The organism is Marinobacter zhanjiangensis (assembly GCF_014651935.1).
GTDB classification, from domain to species: domain Bacteria; phylum Pseudomonadota; class Gammaproteobacteria; order Pseudomonadales; family Oleiphilaceae; genus Marinobacter; species Marinobacter zhanjiangensis.
In genome coordinates this window covers 184,839-205,345 of sequence record NZ_BMXV01000007.1, presented here as the reverse complement: position 1 = coordinate 205,345, position 20,507 = coordinate 184,839, and the positions used below count along the sequence as shown (strand labels likewise).

19 protein-coding genes are annotated in these 20,507 nt (G+C 59.5%); 5 read left to right on the top strand and 14 right to left on the bottom strand.

Features of this window, described 5'->3' with window-relative positions; all coding sequences use genetic code 11:
- Positions 1-55: 55 nt before the first annotated feature.
- Both IE079_RS15350 and IE079_RS15345 read left to right on the top strand, forming a co-directional pair.
- Positions 56-1,003, top strand: coding sequence for a YbgA family protein (locus tag IE079_RS15350; protein ID WP_189577667.1), 948 nt, complete (start codon positions 56-58; stop codon positions 1,001-1,003).
- Between the two features lie 142 nt (positions 1,004-1,145).
- Positions 1,146-1,907: a substrate-binding periplasmic protein gene (locus IE079_RS15345; RefSeq protein WP_189577666.1), complete on the top strand. Its 762-nt coding sequence runs from the start codon at positions 1,146-1,148 to the stop codon at positions 1,905-1,907.
- Here the strand turns inward: IE079_RS15345 and trhO are convergent.
- From trhO to IE079_RS15315, 6 genes are all read right to left on the bottom strand, one after another.
- A complete protein-coding gene (trhO, locus tag IE079_RS15340) occupies positions 1,898-2,911 on the bottom strand; it encodes an oxygen-dependent tRNA uridine(34) hydroxylase TrhO (protein WP_189577665.1) in 1,014 nt (337 codons plus the stop codon). The genes IE079_RS15345 and trhO overlap by 10 nt on opposite strands.
- 163 nt (positions 2,912-3,074) lie before the next feature.
- Positions 3,075-3,797, bottom strand: a complete 723-nt coding sequence (locus tag IE079_RS15335; RefSeq protein ID WP_189577664.1) for a DsbA family protein — start codon at positions 3,795-3,797, stop codon at positions 3,075-3,077.
- A 132-nt stretch (positions 3,798-3,929) separates the two neighbouring features.
- Complete coding sequence (locus IE079_RS15330; RefSeq protein ID WP_189577663.1) at positions 3,930-5,396, bottom strand: DUF5666 domain-containing protein; 1,467 nt, start codon at positions 5,394-5,396, stop codon at positions 3,930-3,932.
- Complete coding sequence (locus IE079_RS15325) at positions 5,393-5,827, bottom strand: DUF6502 family protein (RefSeq protein ID WP_189577662.1); 435 nt, start codon at positions 5,825-5,827, stop codon at positions 5,393-5,395. Before IE079_RS15325 ends, IE079_RS15330 begins: the two co-directional genes overlap by 4 nt.
- Positions 5,824-6,681, bottom strand: coding sequence for a DUF6502 family protein (locus tag IE079_RS15320; protein WP_189577661.1), 858 nt, complete (start codon positions 6,679-6,681; stop codon positions 5,824-5,826). Before IE079_RS15320 ends, IE079_RS15325 begins: the two co-directional genes overlap by 4 nt.
- A 76-nt stretch (positions 6,682-6,757) precedes the next feature.
- Complete coding sequence (locus tag IE079_RS15315; protein ID WP_189577660.1) at positions 6,758-8,278, bottom strand: DUF5666 domain-containing protein; 1,521 nt, start codon at positions 8,276-8,278, stop codon at positions 6,758-6,760.
- 206 nt (positions 8,279-8,484) lie between these two features.
- On the opposite strand from IE079_RS15315, the gene IE079_RS15310 reads away from it, so the two are divergent.
- Positions 8,485-8,658 carry a DUF6435 family protein gene (locus IE079_RS15310; protein WP_189577659.1) on the top strand — a complete coding sequence of 58 codons (174 nt, stop codon included), beginning with the start codon at positions 8,485-8,487 and terminating at the stop codon, positions 8,656-8,658.
- A gap of 163 nt (positions 8,659-8,821) precedes the next feature.
- On the opposite strand, the gene IE079_RS15305 is transcribed toward IE079_RS15310, so the two are convergent.
- The 5 genes from IE079_RS15305 to glnE all read right to left on the bottom strand — a co-directional run bounded on the left by IE079_RS15305 (position 8,822) and on the right by glnE (position 14,731).
- Positions 8,822-9,163 (bottom strand): chaperone modulator CbpM, encoded by a 342-nt coding sequence (locus IE079_RS15305; RefSeq protein ID WP_189577658.1) that lies wholly within the window; start codon positions 9,161-9,163, stop codon positions 8,822-8,824.
- A gap of 14 nt (positions 9,164-9,177) precedes the next feature.
- Positions 9,178-10,146: a DnaJ C-terminal domain-containing protein gene (locus IE079_RS15300; RefSeq protein ID WP_189577657.1), complete on the bottom strand. Its 969-nt coding sequence runs from the start codon at positions 10,144-10,146 to the stop codon at positions 9,178-9,180.
- Between the two features lie 176 nt (positions 10,147-10,322).
- The gene (locus tag IE079_RS15295) at positions 10,323-10,727 is read right to left on the bottom strand and encodes a DUF6165 family protein (RefSeq protein ID WP_189577656.1); all 405 of its coding nucleotides are present in this window, start codon (positions 10,725-10,727) and stop codon (positions 10,323-10,325) included.
- An 87-nt stretch (positions 10,728-10,814) separates the two neighbouring features.
- Positions 10,815-11,741 (bottom strand): branched-chain amino acid transaminase, encoded by a 927-nt coding sequence (locus tag IE079_RS15290; RefSeq protein ID WP_189577655.1) that lies wholly within the window; start codon positions 11,739-11,741, stop codon positions 10,815-10,817.
- A gap of 77 nt (positions 11,742-11,818) precedes the next feature.
- Positions 11,819-14,731, bottom strand: coding sequence for a bifunctional [glutamate--ammonia ligase]-adenylyl-L-tyrosine phosphorylase/[glutamate--ammonia-ligase] adenylyltransferase (glnE, locus tag IE079_RS15285; protein ID WP_189577654.1), 2,913 nt, complete (start codon positions 14,729-14,731; stop codon positions 11,819-11,821).
- A 133-nt stretch (positions 14,732-14,864) separates the two neighbouring features.
- On the opposite strand from glnE, the gene IE079_RS15280 reads away from it, so the two are divergent.
- Positions 14,865-16,010 carry a potassium channel family protein gene (locus IE079_RS15280; RefSeq protein WP_189577653.1) on the top strand — a complete coding sequence of 382 codons (1,146 nt, stop codon included), beginning with the start codon at positions 14,865-14,867 and terminating at the stop codon, positions 16,008-16,010.
- Between the two features lie 30 nt (positions 16,011-16,040).
- A complete protein-coding gene (gene mgtE, locus IE079_RS15275; RefSeq protein ID WP_227712536.1) occupies positions 16,041-17,402 on the top strand; it encodes a magnesium transporter in 1,362 nt (453 codons plus the stop codon).
- A gap of 22 nt (positions 17,403-17,424) precedes the next feature.
- Here the strand turns inward: mgtE and IE079_RS15270 are convergent, their stop codons facing one another.
- From IE079_RS15270 to dtd, 3 genes are all read right to left on the bottom strand, one after another.
- Positions 17,425-18,294, bottom strand: a complete 870-nt coding sequence (locus IE079_RS15270; protein ID WP_189577652.1) for a CYTH domain-containing protein — start codon at positions 18,292-18,294, stop codon at positions 17,425-17,427.
- Positions 18,295-18,418: 124 nt separating this feature from the next.
- Positions 18,419-19,477: a porin gene (locus tag IE079_RS15265; RefSeq protein ID WP_189577651.1), complete on the bottom strand. Its 1,059-nt coding sequence runs from the start codon at positions 19,475-19,477 to the stop codon at positions 18,419-18,421.
- A 494-nt stretch (positions 19,478-19,971) separates the two neighbouring features.
- Complete coding sequence (gene dtd / locus IE079_RS15260) at positions 19,972-20,415, bottom strand: D-aminoacyl-tRNA deacylase (RefSeq protein ID WP_189577650.1); 444 nt, start codon at positions 20,413-20,415, stop codon at positions 19,972-19,974.
- Between the last annotated feature and the right edge of the window lie 92 nt (positions 20,416-20,507).

Here is a 20,507-nt window from a genome sequence, read left to right as displayed (position 1 = left end):
GCTCTCGTATAGATTTGTATTGAAACAATCTTACGGTTCCGAAGAGTCTGCAGTCATGAGCAACATTCCCGTTGGTATCAGCACCTGCCTGCTTGGCAGGGAAGTCCGCCACGACGGTGGCCACAAGCATTCTCGTTATTGCACCGAGGTATTGTCCCGCTACTTCGATTTCCGCTCCATCTGCCCGGAACTGGAAGCCGGCCTGGGCGTGCCCCGGCCAGCCATCCACCTGCGCGAAAGCGATAGCGGGCTGCACCTGGTGGAGGTGAAGGGGGGCGACGAACACACCGACGCCATGCAGGGCTTTATCGATCAGGTGATGGCCTCGCTTGCGGATCTGCGTGGCTATATCCTGATGGCCAAGTCGCCCTCCTGCGGCATGGAACGGATAAAGGTTCATAACAGCCATGGCAACGTCACCCGCCGTGACGGCCGGGGCCTGTTCGCCGACGCGCTGATTCGCCACTACCCGCTGATGCCGGTGGAGGAAGAAGGCAGGCTCAATGATCACCAGCTGCGGGAAAACTTCATTGAGCGGGTGTTCGCCTACGACGACTGGATGCAGAATGTTGCCGGCGACCGGCTCACACCCCGGGCGCTGATCGAGTTCCATACCCGCCACAAGTTCCAGCTGCTGGCCCATTCCGAGAAGATCTACCGCCAGCTCGGCCCGATGCTGGGGGACCTGAAGTCCGAACCCCTGGCCGACATTGCCGGGCGCTACATCCATCAGTTCATGGACGCCATGACCCGCCGGGTCAGCCGTGGCTCCCATGTGAACGCCATGCAGCACCTGATGGGGTACCTGAGGGACAGCATGGGCGATGAGGACCGCAAGGTACTGATGGAGCAGATCGATGCCTATCACCGGGGTGAAGTGCCACTGATTGTCCCCATGACCCTGCTACGCATGGCGCAACGCCGTGAACCCATCGATTACCTGAACAGCCAGCACTATCTGTCGCCCTACCCGGACGACCTCGGGCTGAGAAACCGGATATAGGGCGTGCCGCGCAGACTGCGGAAAAATTGTTCCCGGTATCCGCTCCGTGTGAGCTATAGTTCATGAGTCCGTGACTGCAAGCGAAGACGCCAACTTGAGCCGGATGACGCAAACCATCAACAACCAGGTTCCGGTTCACATAATGCGCCACTGTATCCTTGCTCTCGCGCTGTTGCTGGGGGCTCAAACCGCAGTCAGTGACGACGCTCCGGGGACGGACACCCGAACGACGCTGAAATTCAACGTCAGCAGCGGCGGTTATCCGCCGTTTACCATCGTCCATTCCGACGGCAGTATGTCCGGCATTTTCTGGGATACCCTGTCGGTCATCACGGAGCGGCTGGACCTGGCACTGCTCCCTGTCCAGATACCGCCCAAGCGCAGCGACAGCCTGCTGCACGATGGCTATGCCGACGTCACCATGAGAGCGATCGAGTGGGCTGACAATCCCGAGGACTTCGTGTTCTCGGATCCGGTGATCATCACCCGGGATGCCATCTTCGTGCACAAGGACAGCCCGCATACCATCAGCAGGGTGGCAGACCTTCGCGGAACCCTGCTCTGCCGACTCGGGTTCCGCTATCCCTGGCTGGAGGACAAACTCGAAAGCGATGCCGTGGAACTGATCCCCGTGCAAAAGCAGCAGCCAATGTTCAAACGCCTCTACCAAGGCGGTGGCCGGTTTACCGGCGCCGTCAGCAACCTTCACGCAGGCTATTGGGTATTGCGGAACAACCCGCAGTGGAACGACGCCATCGACGAGGCCCCCATCCGCCTGGATACCGTGGGGTTCCGCCTGATGTTCCCGCCCCGCCACGCCGACCTGGTCCCTGACATCAACCGGGAACTGGAGCGCCTGCGGAACTCCGGGGAACTGAACAGGATCATTAACGCCTACCGCTGACCCTCCGCGGCTTCCCCCTGCAGGCTTAGCTCGGCCTGACGCTCTCGTTCAGCCTTCTTGCGGGCCTTGCGCTCGGCGATGATGCGGGCGGCCTCACCCCCTACATGGGTTTCGCCGCGCTCTTCGGCCAGGCGGATCTGCCGCTCGCGTTCGGCGAAGCGGGCCCGCTGCTCCTCTGTGAGGGTATCCAGGCACTGATGGCAGCTTACCCCCTGCTCGTACTCCGGCCGCTGCTTGTCCTGCTCGGTAATGGGGCGCCGGCAGGCATGGCACTGGTCGTACTCGCCCCGTTCCAGCTTGTGGTTAACGGTGACCCGGTCATCAAAGACAAAGCACTCACCACGCCACAGGCTGCTCTCTTCCGGGACCTCTTGCAGGTAATTCAGAATGCCGCCCTTGAGGTGATAGACCTCTTCGAAGCCCTGCTCCTTGAGAAACGCGGTGGATTTTTCACAACGGATGCCGCCGGTGCAGAACATGGCCACCTTGCGGTGCCGGGAAGCGTCCAGGTTCTGCTTCACATAGTCCGGGAACTCACGGAAAGTGTCCGTGGCCGGGTTGACGGCATTATGAAAGGTACCGATTTCCACCTCGTACTGGTTACGGGTGTCAATCAGAAGCACGTCGGGGTCGGAGATCAGGTCATTCCACTGCGCGGGTTCCACATAGGTACCCACGGTGCGTTTGGGGTCGATGCCTTCGACACCCATGGTCACGATCTCTTTCTTGAGCTTTACTTTGGTACGCTTGAAGGGCTGGATATCCACAAAGGACTCCTTGTAATCAATACCCTCAAAGCGCGGGTCGCTGTCCAGCCACCCCTTGATGGCATCAACGCCCTTACGGCTACCGGCAATGGTGCCGTTGATACCCTCCCGGGCCAGCAGCAACGTGCCGTGGACGTCGTTTTCCAGCATCATCTCCAGCAGGGGCTGGCGTAGCTGACGGTAATCATTCAGTACTGCGAACTTGTAGAGTGCGCAGACAGCAACGGTCTGGTTCATGATTTCTCCTGCGGGCCGGAACGTAAATCCGGAGCATGATTCAGGTAAAGGCAGCGGCAACGTGGGCCAACCGGCACGAACCGGGGGCCCGGTTGCCTTCAAAAGCGCGCGGATTTTAACCAATCACCGCGATCAAAACCAATTGGCGGATGCCGAAAGGCCTTCAGTCCTCTTGGAGTTCTCGTTCGACCACTGCAGAAAGCTGTCCCCAGCCCGGTCGATTGAGGGGAATGTTGTCCACCATCACTGTGGGTGTGCTGGCAACCTGCAGCTGTATCGCCACCTCTTGGCTTTTCTCTATGGCCTCCAGATGCAGCTCCGACTCCATGCAGCGGTCAAAGCGGCGGGTATTCAGCCCCATTTCATCAGCGTAGCCCGAGAAGCGATCACCAGGGTTATCGCTGGTTTCCCAGCTGGTCTGCTCCGCAAACAGTCGGTCGTGCATGGCCCAGTACTGATCCTGGTCGCCGGCGCAGCGAGCGGCCATGGCCGCCTTCACTGCGTGTTGATGCTGGCGCAGCGGCAGGTCAAAGAACACGAAGCGTACCTTGCCCGGGTCCACGTACTCAGCCTTCAGCTTCTGGCTGGCCTCGGCAAAGCTGGCGCAGGCGGGACACTGATAGTCGGCAAATTCGCGCACCACCACCTCGGCATCTTCCGGCCCTACGGAAATTCCGAAGCGGTCCAGCTCGGCGGGAAACGCGGGCGTGTCTTCCGATACCTCCGGCAAACTTGCCGACTCCGGGGTCGGGGGCTGCGTCAGATAGTAGAGCGCGGCGACCACCGCCACAGCCACAATGACCAACCCGACGTAAACAACGGGTTTACTGGAACGTTTGTGGGGCGATGGCGCCCCATCGTGCTGGCGGCGCTTGGCTTCACCCATAATTACCCTCCCTGCATGTTAATTCTGGAACTCGAAACATCAGAGCACGTATTGTGCGGCCTCCGGACGTCGGGAACAACTGCCTGCGCCCGGACGCCGGAGAGAGGCTATCCGGCATCACGTGGTTATTGCTCAATCATCTTCTCGCTCAATATCTGTGGCAAGGAAGTCACCGTTTAGCAGGCGAACATACTCGACCTCGACTTTATCGCCTTTCGACAAACTGTCGAAATCGATGTCGTCAAACACAGTGCTTTCGTTCACCAGAATAGTCACGCCAAGAGCAGTCAGGCTCTGTGTTCTCTGCTGCGGATTCAGGGCGGTTATGCGTCCTTCCAGTTCAAAGCCGGCATCCTCTGCCTCGTTATCGCACTCCACCTCCAGGGCTTCGAGATACCCCCCGTCGGCTGAACGCTGGATGCCCGCAACCTCAAGATTGGCAGCATCTCCCAGATTTGCCGGACAACGATCGTCTTCATCATCGTCGTCCTCCCTGATGGTGAAGGCGGTCAGGCGGATCTCCACACCACCAACCCTGAGGATGTCGTTCAGGCTCATTTCCGGCGCCCCTTCGACTTCCGCGTCCGCATCCCGGTATTCGATTTCTTCAGCCCGCAGGGTCAGTACGTCGTTATCGTTGATATACCGGCCCTCTACCTGCAGCAGCACGCCACCGGAGATATCGGCAGGCTCAATGTCGTCAAAATCAGTGTCGTCGTTGGTGGTGACCGGAATGCCATTCAGAGTAAAGCGGCCATCATTACGGTCGCCGGTGAACTCACTGGTGACCACACCGGCAACCTGTACGTCCTCATCGAGTGACGCATCCAGAAACGATGCCGGGCCGTTACAGATCCTGCTCACGGTAAACGCCGCTCCGCTGAAATACTCACCTTCTACATCCACCGACGTACCGTCAGAGAGTTGAAGCTCGTCACAGGCCGCACCCGAAAGGATGTCAATTTCCAGGTCGCCAACAAAGTAGCGTTGATTCGGCTCGTCTCCGGTGACCCGGAGGTAGCCCTCGATTTCCTCGGAATTACCCGCATCGGCCACCCCCACATAGCTCGCCCTGAAACTGCCATCTTCCTGGAGCCAGCCGCTGACGCGCAGCCTGTTGTCGTCCACACCGATGCTACGCAGATCGTCGAGCGTGGTCTGGGTCAGGCGATCCAGGGTAACCTCGAAGCCCATGACCTCGATGCGGCCCTGCCCGGTGACCCCGTCCCATGGTTCCGGCACCGCCGTTACCGGGCCCCGAAGGGTGTCATCGTAGCGGATGGACTCGGCCTCCCCCTCACCGTCGTCCCGCCATTCGCCTCGAATCTGCAGGATCATGCCTTTTTTCAGGTACTCTTTGGTGGGTTCGGGAATACCGACTTCACCCTGGAAGCCATCCACACCCAGATTCCTCGTTTTAAAGAGGATTCCGTTGACAATCACACTGCTGAAACCGGATACCGGCCCGACACTCGACCCGGTTCCCCGGATGCCACCATCGGCGACGCTGCTACCGCCACCACCACCGCAGCTGGCCAGCAGCATGGTCAGCAACAATACTGAAATCGCGGACACTCCTGAAAGAAAACGACCCGTCATGAGCTCTTTTCCCTGTTTTTCACCGGACTATCACTTCCCGGATTGATGTCGGTATGGCGCCTGCCCAGCATTCCCCGAGAAGCCAGTGTCGACCGCCGTCTATCCACCGGCCCGGCGTTGCCCGGGCCATAGGTGCTGCGCCGGAGCATCACCCGCCCGGTCGCCAGCTGCTCCACCAGGCCCAGACGGGCCAGCTCCATAAGAACGTCGTCAGCCTCGAGATACTGATTCGCAGCCTGAACGAGCCGCTGGAACGCCGGTTTTTCTGTCTCGATCAGTGACAACATGGCCGGGTCACCCTGCTTATCAAGGAACCGACGGTCTCCAAGCCATGTTTGCACCACATCGCAGGCGGCTGGCGACAGCAGTGTTTCCACCAGCTCAGTAATCTGCCAGCGGGTCACCATCCAGTCCATCGGCGCTGTACTCATGATGACACCTCTGCGCCCGACCCATCCTGGATGGGCTCTTCGAAATAGAACACGCTCACCCCGGTTCGCACCGACGGCGGATCGCCCGGCTGTCCGCTGACATCCCGGTCGTGGGGCCCCAGCCAGCCATCCAGCTGCTCCAGGAACTGCTGGGCTTCACGCCCCGCGATCGCACGCCACTGCTGAATGACCTCCGGCGGAATATTGTTGTAGGTCAGCGTGCGCTGGAAGAGCGGTGGCTGCCCCTCTCTGGCACTCACCAAGTTGTAATCAATGGTCGAGATAAGATCAGATACGTCTTCGCCGAAGATATGGAGCATCTCGGCATCATCCCCGGCCGGCACATAGGCCCGCTTGCGAAGCACCAGAGCCTCAGAGCCTCCGGCGCCCTGGCTGACCACCCCGACCCGCAACAGCTCGTCCAGTACGGCCTTGGGCGTCATATCCCCGCTGTACAGCCGAACCAGCTCACTGAAACTGGGCTTGCCCTCGAATGGCAGCACTGCAGGGCGGCCTTCCATGTCCTGAAAACGGGTATCGTGCACCCAGCCGGCAACCACGCGGGAAGCGCGGTTGCCCTGACGATTCTCTCGCGGCTGCATTGGCTGGCCGGAGAGCATTTCCCGCTGCCGTTTGACCTCCTTGCGGGTCAGACCGGTCAGTACCGCCGCCCGCGAATCGGTCATCTTCTTGCGGTGATCGCGGAAATCTTCCAATGCAGCCTCCACATACGCCCGTCGCATCAGCTCGGCAAAGTCGCCAAACGGAATGCCATTGCGCAGAAGCAGGCGGGCCAGGGGCCGAAGGATACGGTACAAGGCCCGCTGCAAGGGAGTCGGGGTATGGTCAGTCATGGTTTGGGATTGTATTCCCATAAAAGAGATAACACCAGTGAGGGGCCGTGACCGACCCCTCACTTACCGGATCGCATCATTCATCAGTGTCGTCATCGTCTTCTTCGATTTCGAGTTCGGTGATGACATAGCCACCGTTGGCCGCCTTGTAGTCGATTTCAACCTCGGTGCCATCAGTGTCCCCGGTGCGCGCCTGAATGCCGTCAAAGCTGACGCGGCCACGATTCAGTGTCAGGCCCATGATGGTCAACGTATCACTGGTGATCTCATCGACCCGGCCTTCCACTTCGGCGTCGTCATCTTCGCCATCGTCATCTTCACGCTCGATCTTGAAGGCTTCCAGATAGCTGCCTGAATCGTCAGACCGCTGACGCCCTTCAATTTCCACATACTGGCCCGGCGCCAGAGACTCCAGATCCCGGGTACGGCTGCGGGCATCATCATCGTCGTCATCGTCATCGTCTTCGATCAGCGTGTTGATGGTGATGGCCACGGTCACACCGGACACCTGCATGCGGTCGTCTGCAAGGTTGACGGAGTCGATCATGCCTTCCAGTTCCGCGTCGCCACCCTGGGCTTCGATTTCCTCGGCGTACAGCAGTCCATCGCGATACTCACCCTCCACTTTCACAAACAGGCCATCCGTCAGTTGGTCTTCACCAAGACCATCGTCAAACTCGGTACCATTGGCAACCTGGACAGTCACACCATTGAGCATGAACTGATGGGTGTTGGCATCGTAGTCGCCGGCAATGGCACCGGAAATCTCCACATCGTCATCGTTGTCGAACCCGTCATCGTCGCCTTCAATCTCCCGGGCCATCAGCACGCCCTGACTGAGATAGCCCTCGACTTCAACCACCAGGCCGTCGCGCAGATCGTCGGCGCCGTCCAGGTCATCATCGAATTCTGCCAGCTGGTAGTCCACCTGCAGGCCGTTGATGGTGAACGTCCGGGTGTCACGATCCAGGTCAGCAATGACACCCTCGACCTCTGTTTCACGCTCATCATCGCCGGTGAAACGGTCAGCAACGGGCCTGATACCCACAAAGCTTGCCCGGAAGCTGCCGTCCCCCTGACGCCAGGCACTGACACGAACCCGGTAGTTCGCGGGCGCCCCGGCCACCGTTGCCAGATCATCAACGCTTTTGATCACGGTGCGCCCATCCAGCACCACCGTCTGGCCCGCCACTGTCAACGAACCGGTATTCTCGACCTCGTCCCAGGTAAACGCCGTCAGGGCACCGCGGAGGGTGTCGTCGTATTCCACACGGCTGGCCCGGCCTTCATTCCGGTCATCGTCCCAGTCGGCTTTCACCTGCAGGATCATGCCCTTTTCCAGTTCGCTTTCCAGACTCAGGCCATCGTCGCTGGTGATGCTGCCGCCCAGATCATCGGTATTGAAGTAAGTGCCGTTGACGTAGACGCTGCCAAAACCGGATACCGGCCCCACACTGGTGCCACTGGCAGAAGCGGTGGTATCACCAGAGCCGCCGTCCGAGCTGGATCCACCTCCTCCGCCACAAGCCACCAGAGTGGTTGCCAGGGTGCCGGCCAGAATCATTTTCACTGCGACTGCCAGATTGTTGCGTTTCATTGTTCTCTCCATCGGTGTCAGGAATTCGTACGCCCGGAGACGGTACTGCCGATCCCGCCTCATCTTTTTCTGGGATTATTTTCCCAATCCATATTTGGGATTTTATTCCCAATTTATCGGATGTCCAGCAATTGTCATGAACATTTTGTGAACCTGATGCCGCCGGTGCCGTAAGATACTGAACACTCGAATAATCGGACGGAATTATGTTGGGATTTCTGAAAGGCGACCCGAAGAAAAAACTGCAGAAGGCTTACGAGGAAAAGCTCACCAAGGCATTGCACGCGCAACGCAATGGCGATTTACGGACCCATTCGACGCTGATGGAGGAAGCGGAGGAGCTCTACAGGCAGATTCAGGCTCTGGAAAGAAATGACTGATTTGCCACGGAATCCACGGAAGAACACGGAAAACAGAAAAGGGAAAGACGAGAAATCGGGCACGGACAACATGGACAAACAGACATAAAAGTCATTTTTCCGTGTCCTTCCGTGGATTCCGTGGCTAAAGATCGTTTTTCGTATCTTTCCGTGGCTCAAGAAGTCAGTCGGTGATGAACTGATCCAGCAGGCGGTGCAGCCGGTCTACTTCCCGGCGCATGTCGTGGACTTCATCCAGCAATTCCAGCGACATGGCCAGCCCCGGCAGGTTCATCTTCAGGTCCCGCTGCAGGCGCTGGGCCTTGCGAAGACGGGCCAGCGCCTCCAGATCAAACGCCCAGTCGCGGGCGTCACGATCTTCCTCGACGGGGGCGATGATGCCATGGTTCACCAGCTTGATCACAAACTCCGCGTGGCACTCACCCCGCTCGCAGAATTCCCGCAGGGTGAAAGTGCCCTCCGGGTCTTCCAGTTCGACGGTCACGACGGTCTCTGTGGTATTCATCCTGCCCCCCCCTGTCACACGTGCAGTTTACTGCGTGGGTTGAAGTGACTCTCGGCCTCGGCCAGCTTTTCATACAGTGCCTGCGCTTCCTCGCTGTGCTGCTCGGGCATGACCACCTGGAGTACCACGATCTGGTCCCCGGGATGTTTGCCCGGCAACCCCTTTCCCTTGAGGCGCAGCTTGCGACCACTATTGGTTCCTTTCGGGACCTTGAGATTCACTTTGCCACCCATGGTAGGCACCGTCACTGAAGCCCCCAGCGCCGCTTCCCACGGCGCCACCGGCACGGTGATCAGCAGGTCCCGGCCCTCAACGGTAAAGTGCGGATGGGGAGCCAGCTCCACCTCGATAAACAGGTCGCCATTGGCACCGCCGCCGATACCCGGAGAGCCCTGACCCTTGAGCCGGATATGCTGGCCATCTTTCATGCCCGCCGGAATTTTTACTTTCAGAGTTTTTTTGCGGGCCGCCAACCGACCGTGATCATCCAGCTCATGAACAATATACTGTACCTGCTTTTCACAGCCATGGAAGGTCTCCTCCAGGAACAGCGACAGGCGGGCGTGAACATCCTCACCGCGCCTCTTCATGGTCTGCTGGCGGAAACCGCCGCCCCCGAAACCGCCTGCGCCACCACGGCGACCACCAAAGATTTCCTCGAAGAAATCACTGAACTGCCCGGCATCGGCGTCGGTGTAACCACCACCCCCGAAACCAGAGGCACTCTGCCAGCCGGGCGGCGGCTCGAACGAGCCATCGCCACTGGCGCCATATTTGCGCAACTGGTCATATTCCTCCCGTTTTTCCGGATCCTTGAGCACTTCATAGGCTTCGCCCACATCCTTGAATTTGGTATCTGCGTCCGCTTCCTTGCTGACATCCGGATGATACTTCCGGGCCAACTTGCGGTAGGCCTTCTTGATCTCTTCCGGGGTGGCCGACTCGCTTACCCCGAGCACGGCATAGTAATCCTTGAAGTCCATGTAACCCCTCGCGTACAGAAAGTTTCTACCAGTCTATAGTTGACGCAAACAGAGAAATTACAAGGCTGTGTTGCGGGCGAATTGATCAGGATCAGGTCGCTGGAAGGCGGGAAGGGGGCAGGATATGATCGCCCCTTACGCCTGAAGGCAAGGGGCGGGGGCATCACGGCGGGCAATCACTTGCGGGCGGTATAGTCCTGGTAGGACTTCTCTTCCACAAAGCGGGACCCCAGCGCGAGATTGACGTCCTTCTTGATAGCGGCACGCTTGTCGTTGGTCACATACACGGCGCGGGCCAGTTCGATAAAGCGGGGGCCGAAGTCCTGAGCCGCTTCCTGGTCGCGGATATCGTCCTCGATCTCCCAGAGTTGCTCGTTGACGGACTTGAGCTGTTCCCGCAGGTCGGCAATGGCGGACGGGTCCGGCACCGCCTGATTCCAGGTGGCGGTCAGCTCGTCCAGTTCCAGGCGCACGTTGCGCACCTTCGCTTCGTCCTTGATGCGCTCGGATTTGATTTCGAGGATAGTGATCTTGTCCAGTACCTCACCAAAGGATACGGGAACCTTGATAACGTCTGCCATGGCGGTGTTCCTGTCGAATCGGGTTACCAACAATAAAGCCGCCGCGCTGGGCTTCAGCTGACGGCGGCTCCTGTCACTCTGCGGTCTTCAGTCGTTAACCGGGGTCAGCCACTCACTGTGCTCCGGCAGCTTGCCCTTCACCGCGTCAAAGTATTTGCTCTGCAGTTTCTCGGTCAGCGGTCCACGCTTGCCCTCGCCGATGGTGCGGCCGTCCAGCTCGCGGATGGGGAGCACCTCCGCGGCGGTGCCGGTAAAGAAGGCTTCCTCGGCAATGTAGACCTCGTCACGAGTGATACGACGCTCCTTCACCGGAACGCCTTCGTCCTTGCAGAAGTCGAGGATGGTCTGACGGGTAATGCCTTCCAGGCACGAGGTCAGCTCCGGCGTGTGTAACACCCCGTCACGGTAGATAAAGATGTTCTCACCGGAGCCTTCGGCCACGTAACCCTCGTTGTCCAGCAGCAGGGCCTCTTCGGCGCCACCGGAGATGGCCTCGTTCAGGGCCAGCATGGAGTTGATGTAGTTGCCGTTGGCCTTCGCCTTGCACATGGTGATATTGACATGGTGACGGGTGTAGGAAGACGTGCGCACCTTGATACCCAGCTCCTTGGCCTCCGGCGACATGTACGACGGCCAACTCCAGGCTGCCACCATGACATGCACCTTCAGGTTGTCGGCGCGCAGACCCATGCCCTCGGATCCCAGGAACACCATGGGACGAATATAGGCTTCGTCGAGGTCGTTTTCCTGCACGGCGCGACACTGGGCTTCGTTCAGCTGCTCCTTGGTGAACGGCATAGTCAAGTTCAAAATGTGCGCGGAGCGGAACAGGCGATCGGTGTGTTCCTTCAGCCGGAAAATGGCCGGCCCCTGGTCGGTGCTGTAGGCGCGCACACCTTCGAAACAGCCCAGGCCATAGTGGAGGGTGTGGGTCAGGACGTGGGTTTTGGCTTCCCGCCAGGGAACCATTTCACCATCCAGCCAGATCAGGCCATCACGATCAGCCATTGACATTGTTGTTGCTCCTGGAAAACGTTTTTCGGAAGAACGGCAGTTTATCAGGAAACATCCCTGAAACGAAGTGTAGCAAGCTACTCACTTGCAGAGCCCAACATTACTTTCTTCCACATCTGTCGCACGTAATCCCGCTCCTCCGGGAACTCGTCCGCACCCACCTGGCTGTTCAGGTTCTGCAGGGCCCGACGATGGATGGTGGAGCGCAGCGTAATGAAGGTTTCCCGCAACTTCTCGGCATCCTCCACCGGCATGACACCGGCACGGCCCAGCTCTTCCATCTGGCGAATGTTGTCAGACCACTGGGTCAACTCCGGATGGGCTTCACTGTGGGCCAGCATCAGGTACTGGACGAGAAACTCGATATCCACCAGGCCACCAGTATCATGCTTGATATGGAAGACCCCGGACTGCTTCGACTCGGGCGTGCCCAGGCTGGCGCGCATCCTCTCCCGCATGTCCACCACCTCCTTCCGCAGCCGGGCGGGGTCACGATGCTGGCACAGAATGTCGTGTCGTAGCCGCTCGAAGGCTTCGAGCGTTCGCGGGCACCCGGCCACGCCCCGGGCCCGGGCCAGTGCCTGGTGTTCCCAGGTCCAGGCGTCGTTGAGCTGATACTTCTCGAAAGCCGGCAGGGTACTGACCAGCAGGCCGGAGTTGCCGGACGGCCGCAGGCGCATATCCACCTCATACAACTGGCCGGAAGGCGTCTGGGTATTGAGGATATGGACAATACGCTGTCCCAGACGGGTATAGAACACGGCATTGTCGATGGGTTTGTCGCCGTCGGTGGACAGCTCCGGGTCGGCGTCGTGTATGAACACCAGATCCAGGTCCGAGGTATAGCCCAGCTCAAGGCCACCCAGCTTGCCATAACCGAGGATGGCAAAGTCCTTGTCGCAGGCGGAGCCATCTGCTCGCCGGGGGTAACCGTGACGACTGACCAGGTTGGCGAATGCCACATCAACCACATGGTCCAGTACCACCTCGGCAATCCAGGTGAGGTAATCACTCACTTTCATCAGCGGCAGTGTGCCACTGAGCTCCGACGCCGCCACCCGAAGAATATGGGCCTTCTTGAAATGGCGCAGCGATTCCATCTGCTCTTCCAGGTCTTCGTAGGGAATCCGCAGCATCTGCTGGCGCAGGTCGTCGTCCAGCTCTTCCTTGGCCGGCGGATGGTAAAGGCTCTCGGCATTCAGCAGTTCGTCCAGCAGCAGCGGCGTTTCCGCCAGCTGCCGGGCGATCCAGGGGCTTTCGCTGCACAGCCAGACCAGCTGGGTGCGCGCACCGGGGTTTTCCAGCAGCAATACGATATAAGCGGTACGCCGCAGGATGGCCTCTACCAGCTGCAGAACCCGGGACAGGGTTTGCGAGGGCTGGTCCACATGGCAAAGGGCCTCCAGCATCACCGGCATGAACTGGTTGAGCCGCTGGCGCCCCTGGGTCTGGATGATCTGCACGGTACGGCTGTCGCGCAGGTCGGCCAAGGCAGTGATGCTCGCCTGGGGCTCTTCGAAACCGTGCCGGCCAAGCCACTCGGCAGCCGCTTCCTGGTCCATCTCCGCCAGCCAGAGCTCCTGCCAGCCTTCGTCGAGATCCGGGGATTCCTCGTCATCGTCGTCCAGGGCGATAATATCCGCGAAATGGCGGGCCACCCGTTCCCGGTGCCCATTCAGTGCCTCCAGGCATGGCTGCCAGCTGTCATAGCCCATGATCAGCGCGACCCGCGTCTGCCCCAGCTCATCGTCCGGCAGCAGCTGCGTCTGCTTGTCCTCGAGGCCCTGCAGGGCATGCTCCATATTGCGCAGAAAAACATAAGCCTCACGCAGCTCTTTCACCACCGGCGAGGGCAGCTGTTCCAGTTCCTCCAGCTCCTTCAGGATGATCAGCAGTTCGCGCTGCTGCAGTTCCCGGTCACGGCCACCGCGGATCAGCTGAAAGGCCTGCACCACGAACTCGATCTCGCGGATGCCACCACTGCCCAGCTTGATGTTGTTCTCAAGACCCTGACGGCGCACCTCCCGGTTGATCATGGCCTTCATGGACCGTAGCGACTCGAAGGCACTGAAATCGATGTACTTGCGGTAGACGAAGGGCTTCAGGCTTTTCATCAGCACATTGCCTGCGCTCTGGTCACCGGCCACCACCCTGGCCTTGACCATGGCATAACGCTCCCACTCACGACCCTGGTCCTGATAGTAGGTTTCCAGGGCAGCAAAGCTGAGCGCCAGGGCACCACTCTGGCCGTAGGGGCGAAGGCGCATATCCACCCGGAACACGAAGCCATCGGCGGTGATCTGGTCCAGGGCCTGTATCAGCTTCTGGCCCAGTCTGATAAAGAACTGCTGATTGTCCAGGGTGCGACGGCCGCCCCGGGTCTCGCCCTTGCCGGGAAACGCGAAGATCAGGTCGATATCGGAGGAGATATTGAGCTCGTGCCCGCCAAGCTTGCCCATGCCCAGCACTATCATCGGCTGCGCAACCTCCTCACCGGTAACCGGGTCAGGGCCGTAAGGCGTGCCCAGTTCTTCGCAGGTCCGCGGGTAGAGCCAGTCCAGTGCCGCCTGGATGCCGATATCGGCAAAGTCGCTGGCAGCGGCCACGGTCTCGTGATAGTCCGCCAGCTTCATGGCGTCGCGCCAGATCAGGCGGAACTGGCTTTCCCGGCGGAAGCGCCTCAGGGCCCGGTGCAGGGAGGGTTCATCGGTTACCTCGGCCAGGTAATCCTGCCACCGCTGCGAGAGGCTTTCGGCGGTCGTCGGCTCAGACAGGGGCTGCGCCTGTATGGCCTGCCTTATCAGGTCACCATGACGTTGCAGCGATTCCCGCAGGAACAGGCTGCGGGCGATGGCACCGGCCAGCGCCACCGGACCCATGCCAACGGCCTCGCTGGCCCAGGCTGGCACGCCATCCGGAAACACCTGGTCCCAGTTGGCGGATACCTCCTCCGCCAGTACCGGGGGAAGACCGCTCCACGGTTCTGTCATAACGCAAACCCCTGTATCTCTGTTATATTCCGACTACTCTATACGTTGCGAGCCACTGAACAAGCCCTGATTGGCGCAAGCTGTCGGTTGCTGTTCAGCGAGCAGTCACCCTTGCCAGACACGAATGCCGCAGATGCTGCCATACCGCCGCTCACTGAACCCGGAACACGAGCTTTCCCACCTGCCCATGTCGGGCATTATCCGCAGCCGGATAAAACGACTGATCATGCTGCTGGGCGGGCTGATCACCCTGCATGCCCTTATCCTCTGGGCCGCTGAGCCACTGTCCCTGGGGGAAAGCCTCTGGCTGGCCATGACCACGCTCACTACGGTGGGCTTTGGCGACTTTGCCCCGGTAACCGCCATCGGTCGCATCAGCACCGTGGTGTTGATGTACCTCTCTGCCATTACCCTGATGACCCTGATCATCAGTGACTACATTGAATTCCGCTTCTACCGCCGTGAACGCATCCTGACCGGTCGCTGGAGATTCGACATGAGAAACCACATTCTGATCATCAATACACCCAGGCGCGGGGGCGAGCAATATTTCATGCGGGTTGCCACCCAGATACGCGCCGTTCCCGGCTATGAAAGCATTCCCATCATGCTGCTGACCAAGGCGTATCCGACAGGCCTGCCGCCCGAACTGAAAGACATTGGCCTGGTCCACTACTATGGCACCGGCGCCAGTGAGGAGGACCTGAAAGCGGTACACGCCGGCCAGGCACGCCATATCCTGCTACTGGCGCTGGACGAAACCGACCCGGACTCGGACAGCTATACCTTCGACATCGCCCACCGCCTGAGCGAGCTGAATCTGGCCGGCAAGACCACCGCCGAGTGTGTGCGCGACGACAACCGCCAGCGCTTCCGGGCCATTGGTATCCGTTCGACCCTGCGCCCGGTGCGCACCTATCCGGAAATCATGGTACGCGCCGTGGTATCACCCGGTACGGAAACCGTGCTGGAGGACCTGTTCAATTACGAGCAGGACCATCCACACAGGTATAATCTCGAACTGGACGACCTGACCTGGTCTGATATAGTCAGCGCGCTCATTCGCCATGGTATCGGCACCGCACTGGCGTATATCGACGAGAACAACAACGTTGTCTGCCATCCTGAAGCCAGCCTTGAGATAGAAGGCCAGGGGCTGATCGTGCTGGTCAAGTCCACCGATACGCCCGACGTGTCGGTAGTGGAGGAAGCCCTGGAGCGATACCGTCAGTTCCTGGCCAAATGGCAGGCGATGCACGAACATCCCGAGAAGAGCTGATTCCCACCCGCATTTACAAGAGGCAGCAGCGTGTCATTCCTTGATTCCGAGTTCTTCCAACCGCTCTACAAGGCTCTGGAAACCGGTGAAGCGGACGAGATCCGGGCTGCGGTCTCAACATTCAATGCCGCCGACCTGGCAGAATTCATCGAACACGCCAGCGACGATGAGGACGAAACCGGCCTGCGCCTGTTCCAGAGCCTGCCCAGGGAAAAGCAAGCCAAGATTTTTGGCTACATCGGTCCGGATATGCAGCTGGCCTTTGCCCGGCTCATCCCCAACCGGGAGCTGGCCGGCATCGTCACCAACATGTCGGCGGATGAGCGGGCCGACTTCTTCAATATCCTCGGCGATAACCAGCAGCACGCCCTGTTCCAGTCACTGGCCAGTCGTGAGCGGGAAGACCTGCGCCGCCTGGCCAGCTTCGAGGAGGGCACGGCCGGGGCCCTGATGACGTCGGACTACGCCGTGATCAGCTCCGGCATGACCGTGGCTTCCGCCATGGACCTGCTGCGTAACACCGCGCCGGACAAGGAGACCATCTACCAGGCTTATGTAGTGGGCGAGGACCACCGGCTGCTTGGCGTGATCTCTCTGCGCAACCTGATTACCAGCGCCCCGAATGCCGTGGTGGACACACTGATGGCCACCGGCCTGGTGTCGGCACATACCCATACCGATAAGGAAGAAGTGGCGCGACTGATTTCCCGCTACGATCTGCTGGCCCTGCCGATTACCGATGATGACAACCGCCTGGTGGGCATCGTCACCTACGATGACGCCATGGATGTCGCCGAGGCCGAGGCAACGGAAGACATGCACAAGGGTGCGACCGTTGGCCGGCTGGAAACCGGTCTGAAAACGGCATCGCCCTTCTCGCTGTATCGCTCACGGGTGCAGTGGCTGGTCATCCTGGTGTTTGCCAACATATTCACCGGCGCCAGCATCGACCACTTCCAGCAGACCATCTCTACCCATATCGCCCTGCTGTTCTTCATGCCGCTGCTGATTGCCAGCGGCGGCAACGCCGGCGCCCAGTCCGCCACCCTGATGGTGCGGGGCCTTGCCACCGGTGATGTTACCGCCAAGGACTGGGGCATGCTGCTGGGCAAGGATCTTCTGGTGGCCACAGGCTTGGGGCTGACCATGGCAGCGGCGGTGTCCGTGGTAGGGCTTTACAAGGCAGGGCCACAAATTGCGACCGTGGTTGCCATATCAATGATTGTAGTGGTGCTTCTGGGCAGCACCATCGGCATGCTGCTGCCGTTCCTGCTGGACAAGCTGAAATTCGACCCGGCCACTGCCAGCATGCCGCTGATCACCACCATTGCCGACGTCAGCGGGGTACTGATCTACTTCACTATTGCCTCGGTGGTGCTGGGCCTTCCCTGAGAGGCCCCACCCCGGGCAACCGTTACCCCATCTCGGGTAACGCCAGCAGCGACAGCTGGAGCTGCCCGGGCCGGGTCGACCCGGCCGCCAGATCAGCCACGGTTGCACCCGCGTCCAGGCGCTCATTCAGCCAGGCCAGGTCACTGACCAGTGTGGCGGGCAGACTTCCCCGCCTCTGCAGACTCTCCAGATCCTGAGCCAGCGCTGCATCAACGGCGCCAGACAGCCAGGCCCGGGACAGGCCGTGAAGCACCCGGTTGACCAATGAGTCTTCGTCGCCCAGCGGTACCGGCCGGTAAAGCCCCGCCAGGGCATAGCCCTGCTCCGCCTTGCTGATCAGGTTCAGGAACACCGGCACCGTCGCCGCCAGTGACCAGGCCCAGTCCAGCAGGGCCGTTGACGCGCCCTGTTTCAGCTCAAGCTCCAGCTCACACAGGTCTCTTTGCCTGCCATCGGCCAGGATACTGCCCTGATCCAGGGCACACTCAATGGTGGCCTCCGCGTTTTCCAGCATCAGGATGCGACGGACAAAGTTGGTTTCGAAAACGGGGCTCAGGTCAGCCAGGTTGACGTCCTGCCCCACGGGGGTATCGGCAATCAGGCCGATATTCAGGTCTGTGCCCATCAGGGGCCATTCCCACTCCTGGCGCCGGTGGGCCCCATCCACGAACTCACCCTGGGTTTTCAGGGTCTGGATGTATTCGTCGCCCGCCTGACGCACCCGCAGGGCCACCTTCTGGCGATTGAGGTCTCCGCCCGGGGTGTCATAGTAACGGTTGACCAGCGTCTTCTCAGGGCCGGCACTGACACCGGCCTGGGCCGACAGCCACTCTTGAGCCTGATTGAGGGCGCCCGGGGTGAGGCTCAGCTTGATTTCCAGTTCTTCTGCCATGGGGGCTCCGTTTATATTGGTTTGGAACTGATCAGAGTTTTACTGACACCGTAAACGAAAAAACCGGCAGCCCGAAGGCTGCCGGTTTTTCTTTACCGCTTCTTTAAGTCAGCTGGTTAGCTGATCAGAAGTAGTAGACTGCGCCAACGGCTGCAACACTGCTCTCGTCGGAGTACGGGGCAACTGCAGGCTCGCCAGCCGGGTTTTCGAAGGTCGGGTCAACGGCATCTATGCCACCGTATACATCGTCACCACCGCCCAGGTAGCCTTCAACATAGACGTACATGTTGTCGGACAGGTTGTGCAGGGCCTGAACAGTGATGGTGTCTTGCTTGAGATCATCACCGCCATCCTGCTCTGCCAGCTCGTAGGACAGGGCAAAGCGATTCGCGCCCATGGTGTAAATACCCTGTACACCAAAGAGGTCATAGGCCTCATCACGGGTGTGGAATTCCGCGCTCAGGGTCAGGGCATCCAGGTTTACGGCACCACGGAGACCATAGGTGTTCTCGTTACCGAAAGCACTGTTGTCGTTAGAGTCCATGGCCGCAGCCAGCTCAAACATACCGGCGGTATAAACGGCAGCCAGCTGATACGGATACTCGTTGTCGCCGGTAGTGTTCTGGGAATCGCCGGAGCCATTAACTTCAACAGCAGCCCACAGAGAGAGACCACCGAAGGACGGGGACATGTACTGAACCAGGTCGCCTTCACCAGTGGTGTAGTCAGGACCGATGCTCAGGTCAGCGGCTTCATAGTACTGGGCGATGCCATCAACAGCGCGCTCGTAGGTGGAGTCGTCACTACCGATCCACAGCTGACCGAAGCTGTCACCCTTGACACCGATGTAGGCTTCATCCAGTGAGTCGAGGCCACTGCTGCTGGCCTTGTCGTCTGCATCAATGCCTTCAAGCTCAACCTTGAAGAAACCAGTGATACCCGGAGCCAGTTCGTGATCGTGCTTCACACCCAGAGTGGAGCCGTTGTCGCGGTGCTCGAAAGAGTCCGGACCGTCTTTGATATCACTGTGTACGAGTGCGTACTGGATGTTGCCGTATACCTGCGGCATGGAGTCCATGCGAGCCGCCAGTTCAGAGGCGCTCAGTGAGGGGTCAGACTGGGCAGCAGCAACACCGGAGAAGCTGATTGCGGCAATCGCTGAAGCGATAAGTGTCTTTTTCATCTTGCATCTTCCTTTTGAGTTAACTCAGGTTTTTAGCGACGGGCCTGACCCGCCTGTCAGTCTCAGTACACCCGCTCCCTTCGGCAGAGGCCTCGTGGGACCGGGGTGATGACGTCGGACCTCTTCTTTATGGAGCCCTTCACTGTCAACCACTTACAAAACTTTTTTAAAGCTCTGCTTTAATAGCATCTTTTTAATATACAAACGGGACAATTGCAAATTTTTAACCTGAAATTTTCAGATTTTTCCCATTCTCATCCCCGGCGGTTACAGCTCCCGGCTCTACCCCGGGGAACAAGATCAGGGCCAGCTTTTCGACAAAACTTACAAATCAGCAAGTTGCGAAAGCCTGAGGCAAACACCTGCTGAAATCCTCTCGGCAGAGCGCACCACAAGAGCGCGTCACCCGAAGCCGGGACAATCCGCCGCACCACAACCGGGCGCATTACCACCTGGCCGACTGTAAAAATAACAGCCTTTTATTACAGTTTTATTCAAACCGTCAACAAAAATGTCACCGGTCCGTCATTGACCAGTGATACCTTCATATCGGCCCCGAACTGCCCCTGCCCTACCCGGCTCTGCCCCATCAAATCAACGGCCCGGCGAACGAACTCATCCACCAGGTCGCTCGCCATATCAGGCCCGGCCGCATCGGAAAACCCCGGACGGGTGCCGGAACCGGTATCGGCGGCAAGGGTAAACTGGGGAACCACCAGCAGCGAACCACCGCAATCCTCAAGGCTGCGATTCATTCGCCCCTGGTCATCAGGGAAGACCCGGTAACGGGTGATCTTGCGAAGCAGGGCATCCACTTCCCTTTCGGTATCCTTTTTCTCGACCCCGAGCAGCAACAAAAGGCCCTGATCAATGCTGGCAATGGCCTCGCCATCCACCGACACACTGGCCCCGGTCACCCTCTGGATCAATCCCTTCATGACGTCCCTGTAACGAGGTTGGCTTGAAGACGGATCGGATTCTATCGGTGGAATTAGCCGCGTGCAAGTAGGGTTACCCGCCGGCCAATGAA

Bases quoted from the DNA above. Each gene is read 5' to 3' on its own strand.
- IE079_RS15350 (WP_189577667.1), top strand. From the start codon at position 56: ATGAGCAACATTCCCGTTGGTATCAGCACCTGCCTGCTTGGCAGGGAA.
- IE079_RS15345 (WP_189577666.1), top strand. From the start codon at position 1,146: ATGCGCCACTGTATCCTTGCTCTCGCGCTGTTGCTGGGGGCTCAAACC.
- trhO (WP_189577665.1), bottom strand. From the start codon at position 2,911: ATGAACCAGACCGTTGCTGTCTGCGCACTCTACAAGTTCGCAGTACTG.
- IE079_RS15335 (WP_189577664.1), bottom strand. From the start codon at position 3,797: ATGGGTGAAGCCAAGCGCCGCCAGCACGATGGGGCGCCATCGCCCCAC.
- IE079_RS15330 (WP_189577663.1), bottom strand. From the start codon at position 5,396: ATGACGGGTCGTTTTCTTTCAGGAGTGTCCGCGATTTCAGTATTGTTG.
- IE079_RS15325 (WP_189577662.1), bottom strand. From the start codon at position 5,827: ATGAGTACAGCGCCGATGGACTGGATGGTGACCCGCTGGCAGATTACT.
- IE079_RS15320 (WP_189577661.1), bottom strand. From the start codon at position 6,681: ATGACTGACCATACCCCGACTCCCTTGCAGCGGGCCTTGTACCGTATC.
- IE079_RS15315 (WP_189577660.1), bottom strand. From the start codon at position 8,278: ATGAAACGCAACAATCTGGCAGTCGCAGTGAAAATGATTCTGGCCGGC.
- IE079_RS15310 (WP_189577659.1), top strand. From the start codon at position 8,485: ATGTTGGGATTTCTGAAAGGCGACCCGAAGAAAAAACTGCAGAAGGCT.
- IE079_RS15305 (WP_189577658.1), bottom strand. From the start codon at position 9,163: ATGAATACCACAGAGACCGTCGTGACCGTCGAACTGGAAGACCCGGAG.
- IE079_RS15300 (WP_189577657.1), bottom strand. From the start codon at position 10,146: ATGGACTTCAAGGATTACTATGCCGTGCTCGGGGTAAGCGAGTCGGCC.
- IE079_RS15295 (WP_189577656.1), bottom strand. From the start codon at position 10,727: ATGGCAGACGTTATCAAGGTTCCCGTATCCTTTGGTGAGGTACTGGAC.
- IE079_RS15290 (WP_189577655.1), bottom strand. From the start codon at position 11,741: ATGTCAATGGCTGATCGTGATGGCCTGATCTGGCTGGATGGTGAAATG.
- glnE (WP_189577654.1), bottom strand. From the start codon at position 14,731: ATGACAGAACCGTGGAGCGGTCTTCCCCCGGTACTGGCGGAGGAGGTA.
- IE079_RS15280 (WP_189577653.1), top strand. From the start codon at position 14,865: ATGCTGCCATACCGCCGCTCACTGAACCCGGAACACGAGCTTTCCCAC.
- IE079_RS15270 (WP_189577652.1), bottom strand. From the start codon at position 18,294: ATGGCAGAAGAACTGGAAATCAAGCTGAGCCTCACCCCGGGCGCCCTC.
- IE079_RS15265 (WP_189577651.1), bottom strand. From the start codon at position 19,477: ATGAAAAAGACACTTATCGCTTCAGCGATTGCCGCAATCAGCTTCTCC.
- dtd (WP_189577650.1), bottom strand. From the start codon at position 20,415: ATGAAGGGATTGATCCAGAGGGTGACCGGGGCCAGTGTGTCGGTGGAT.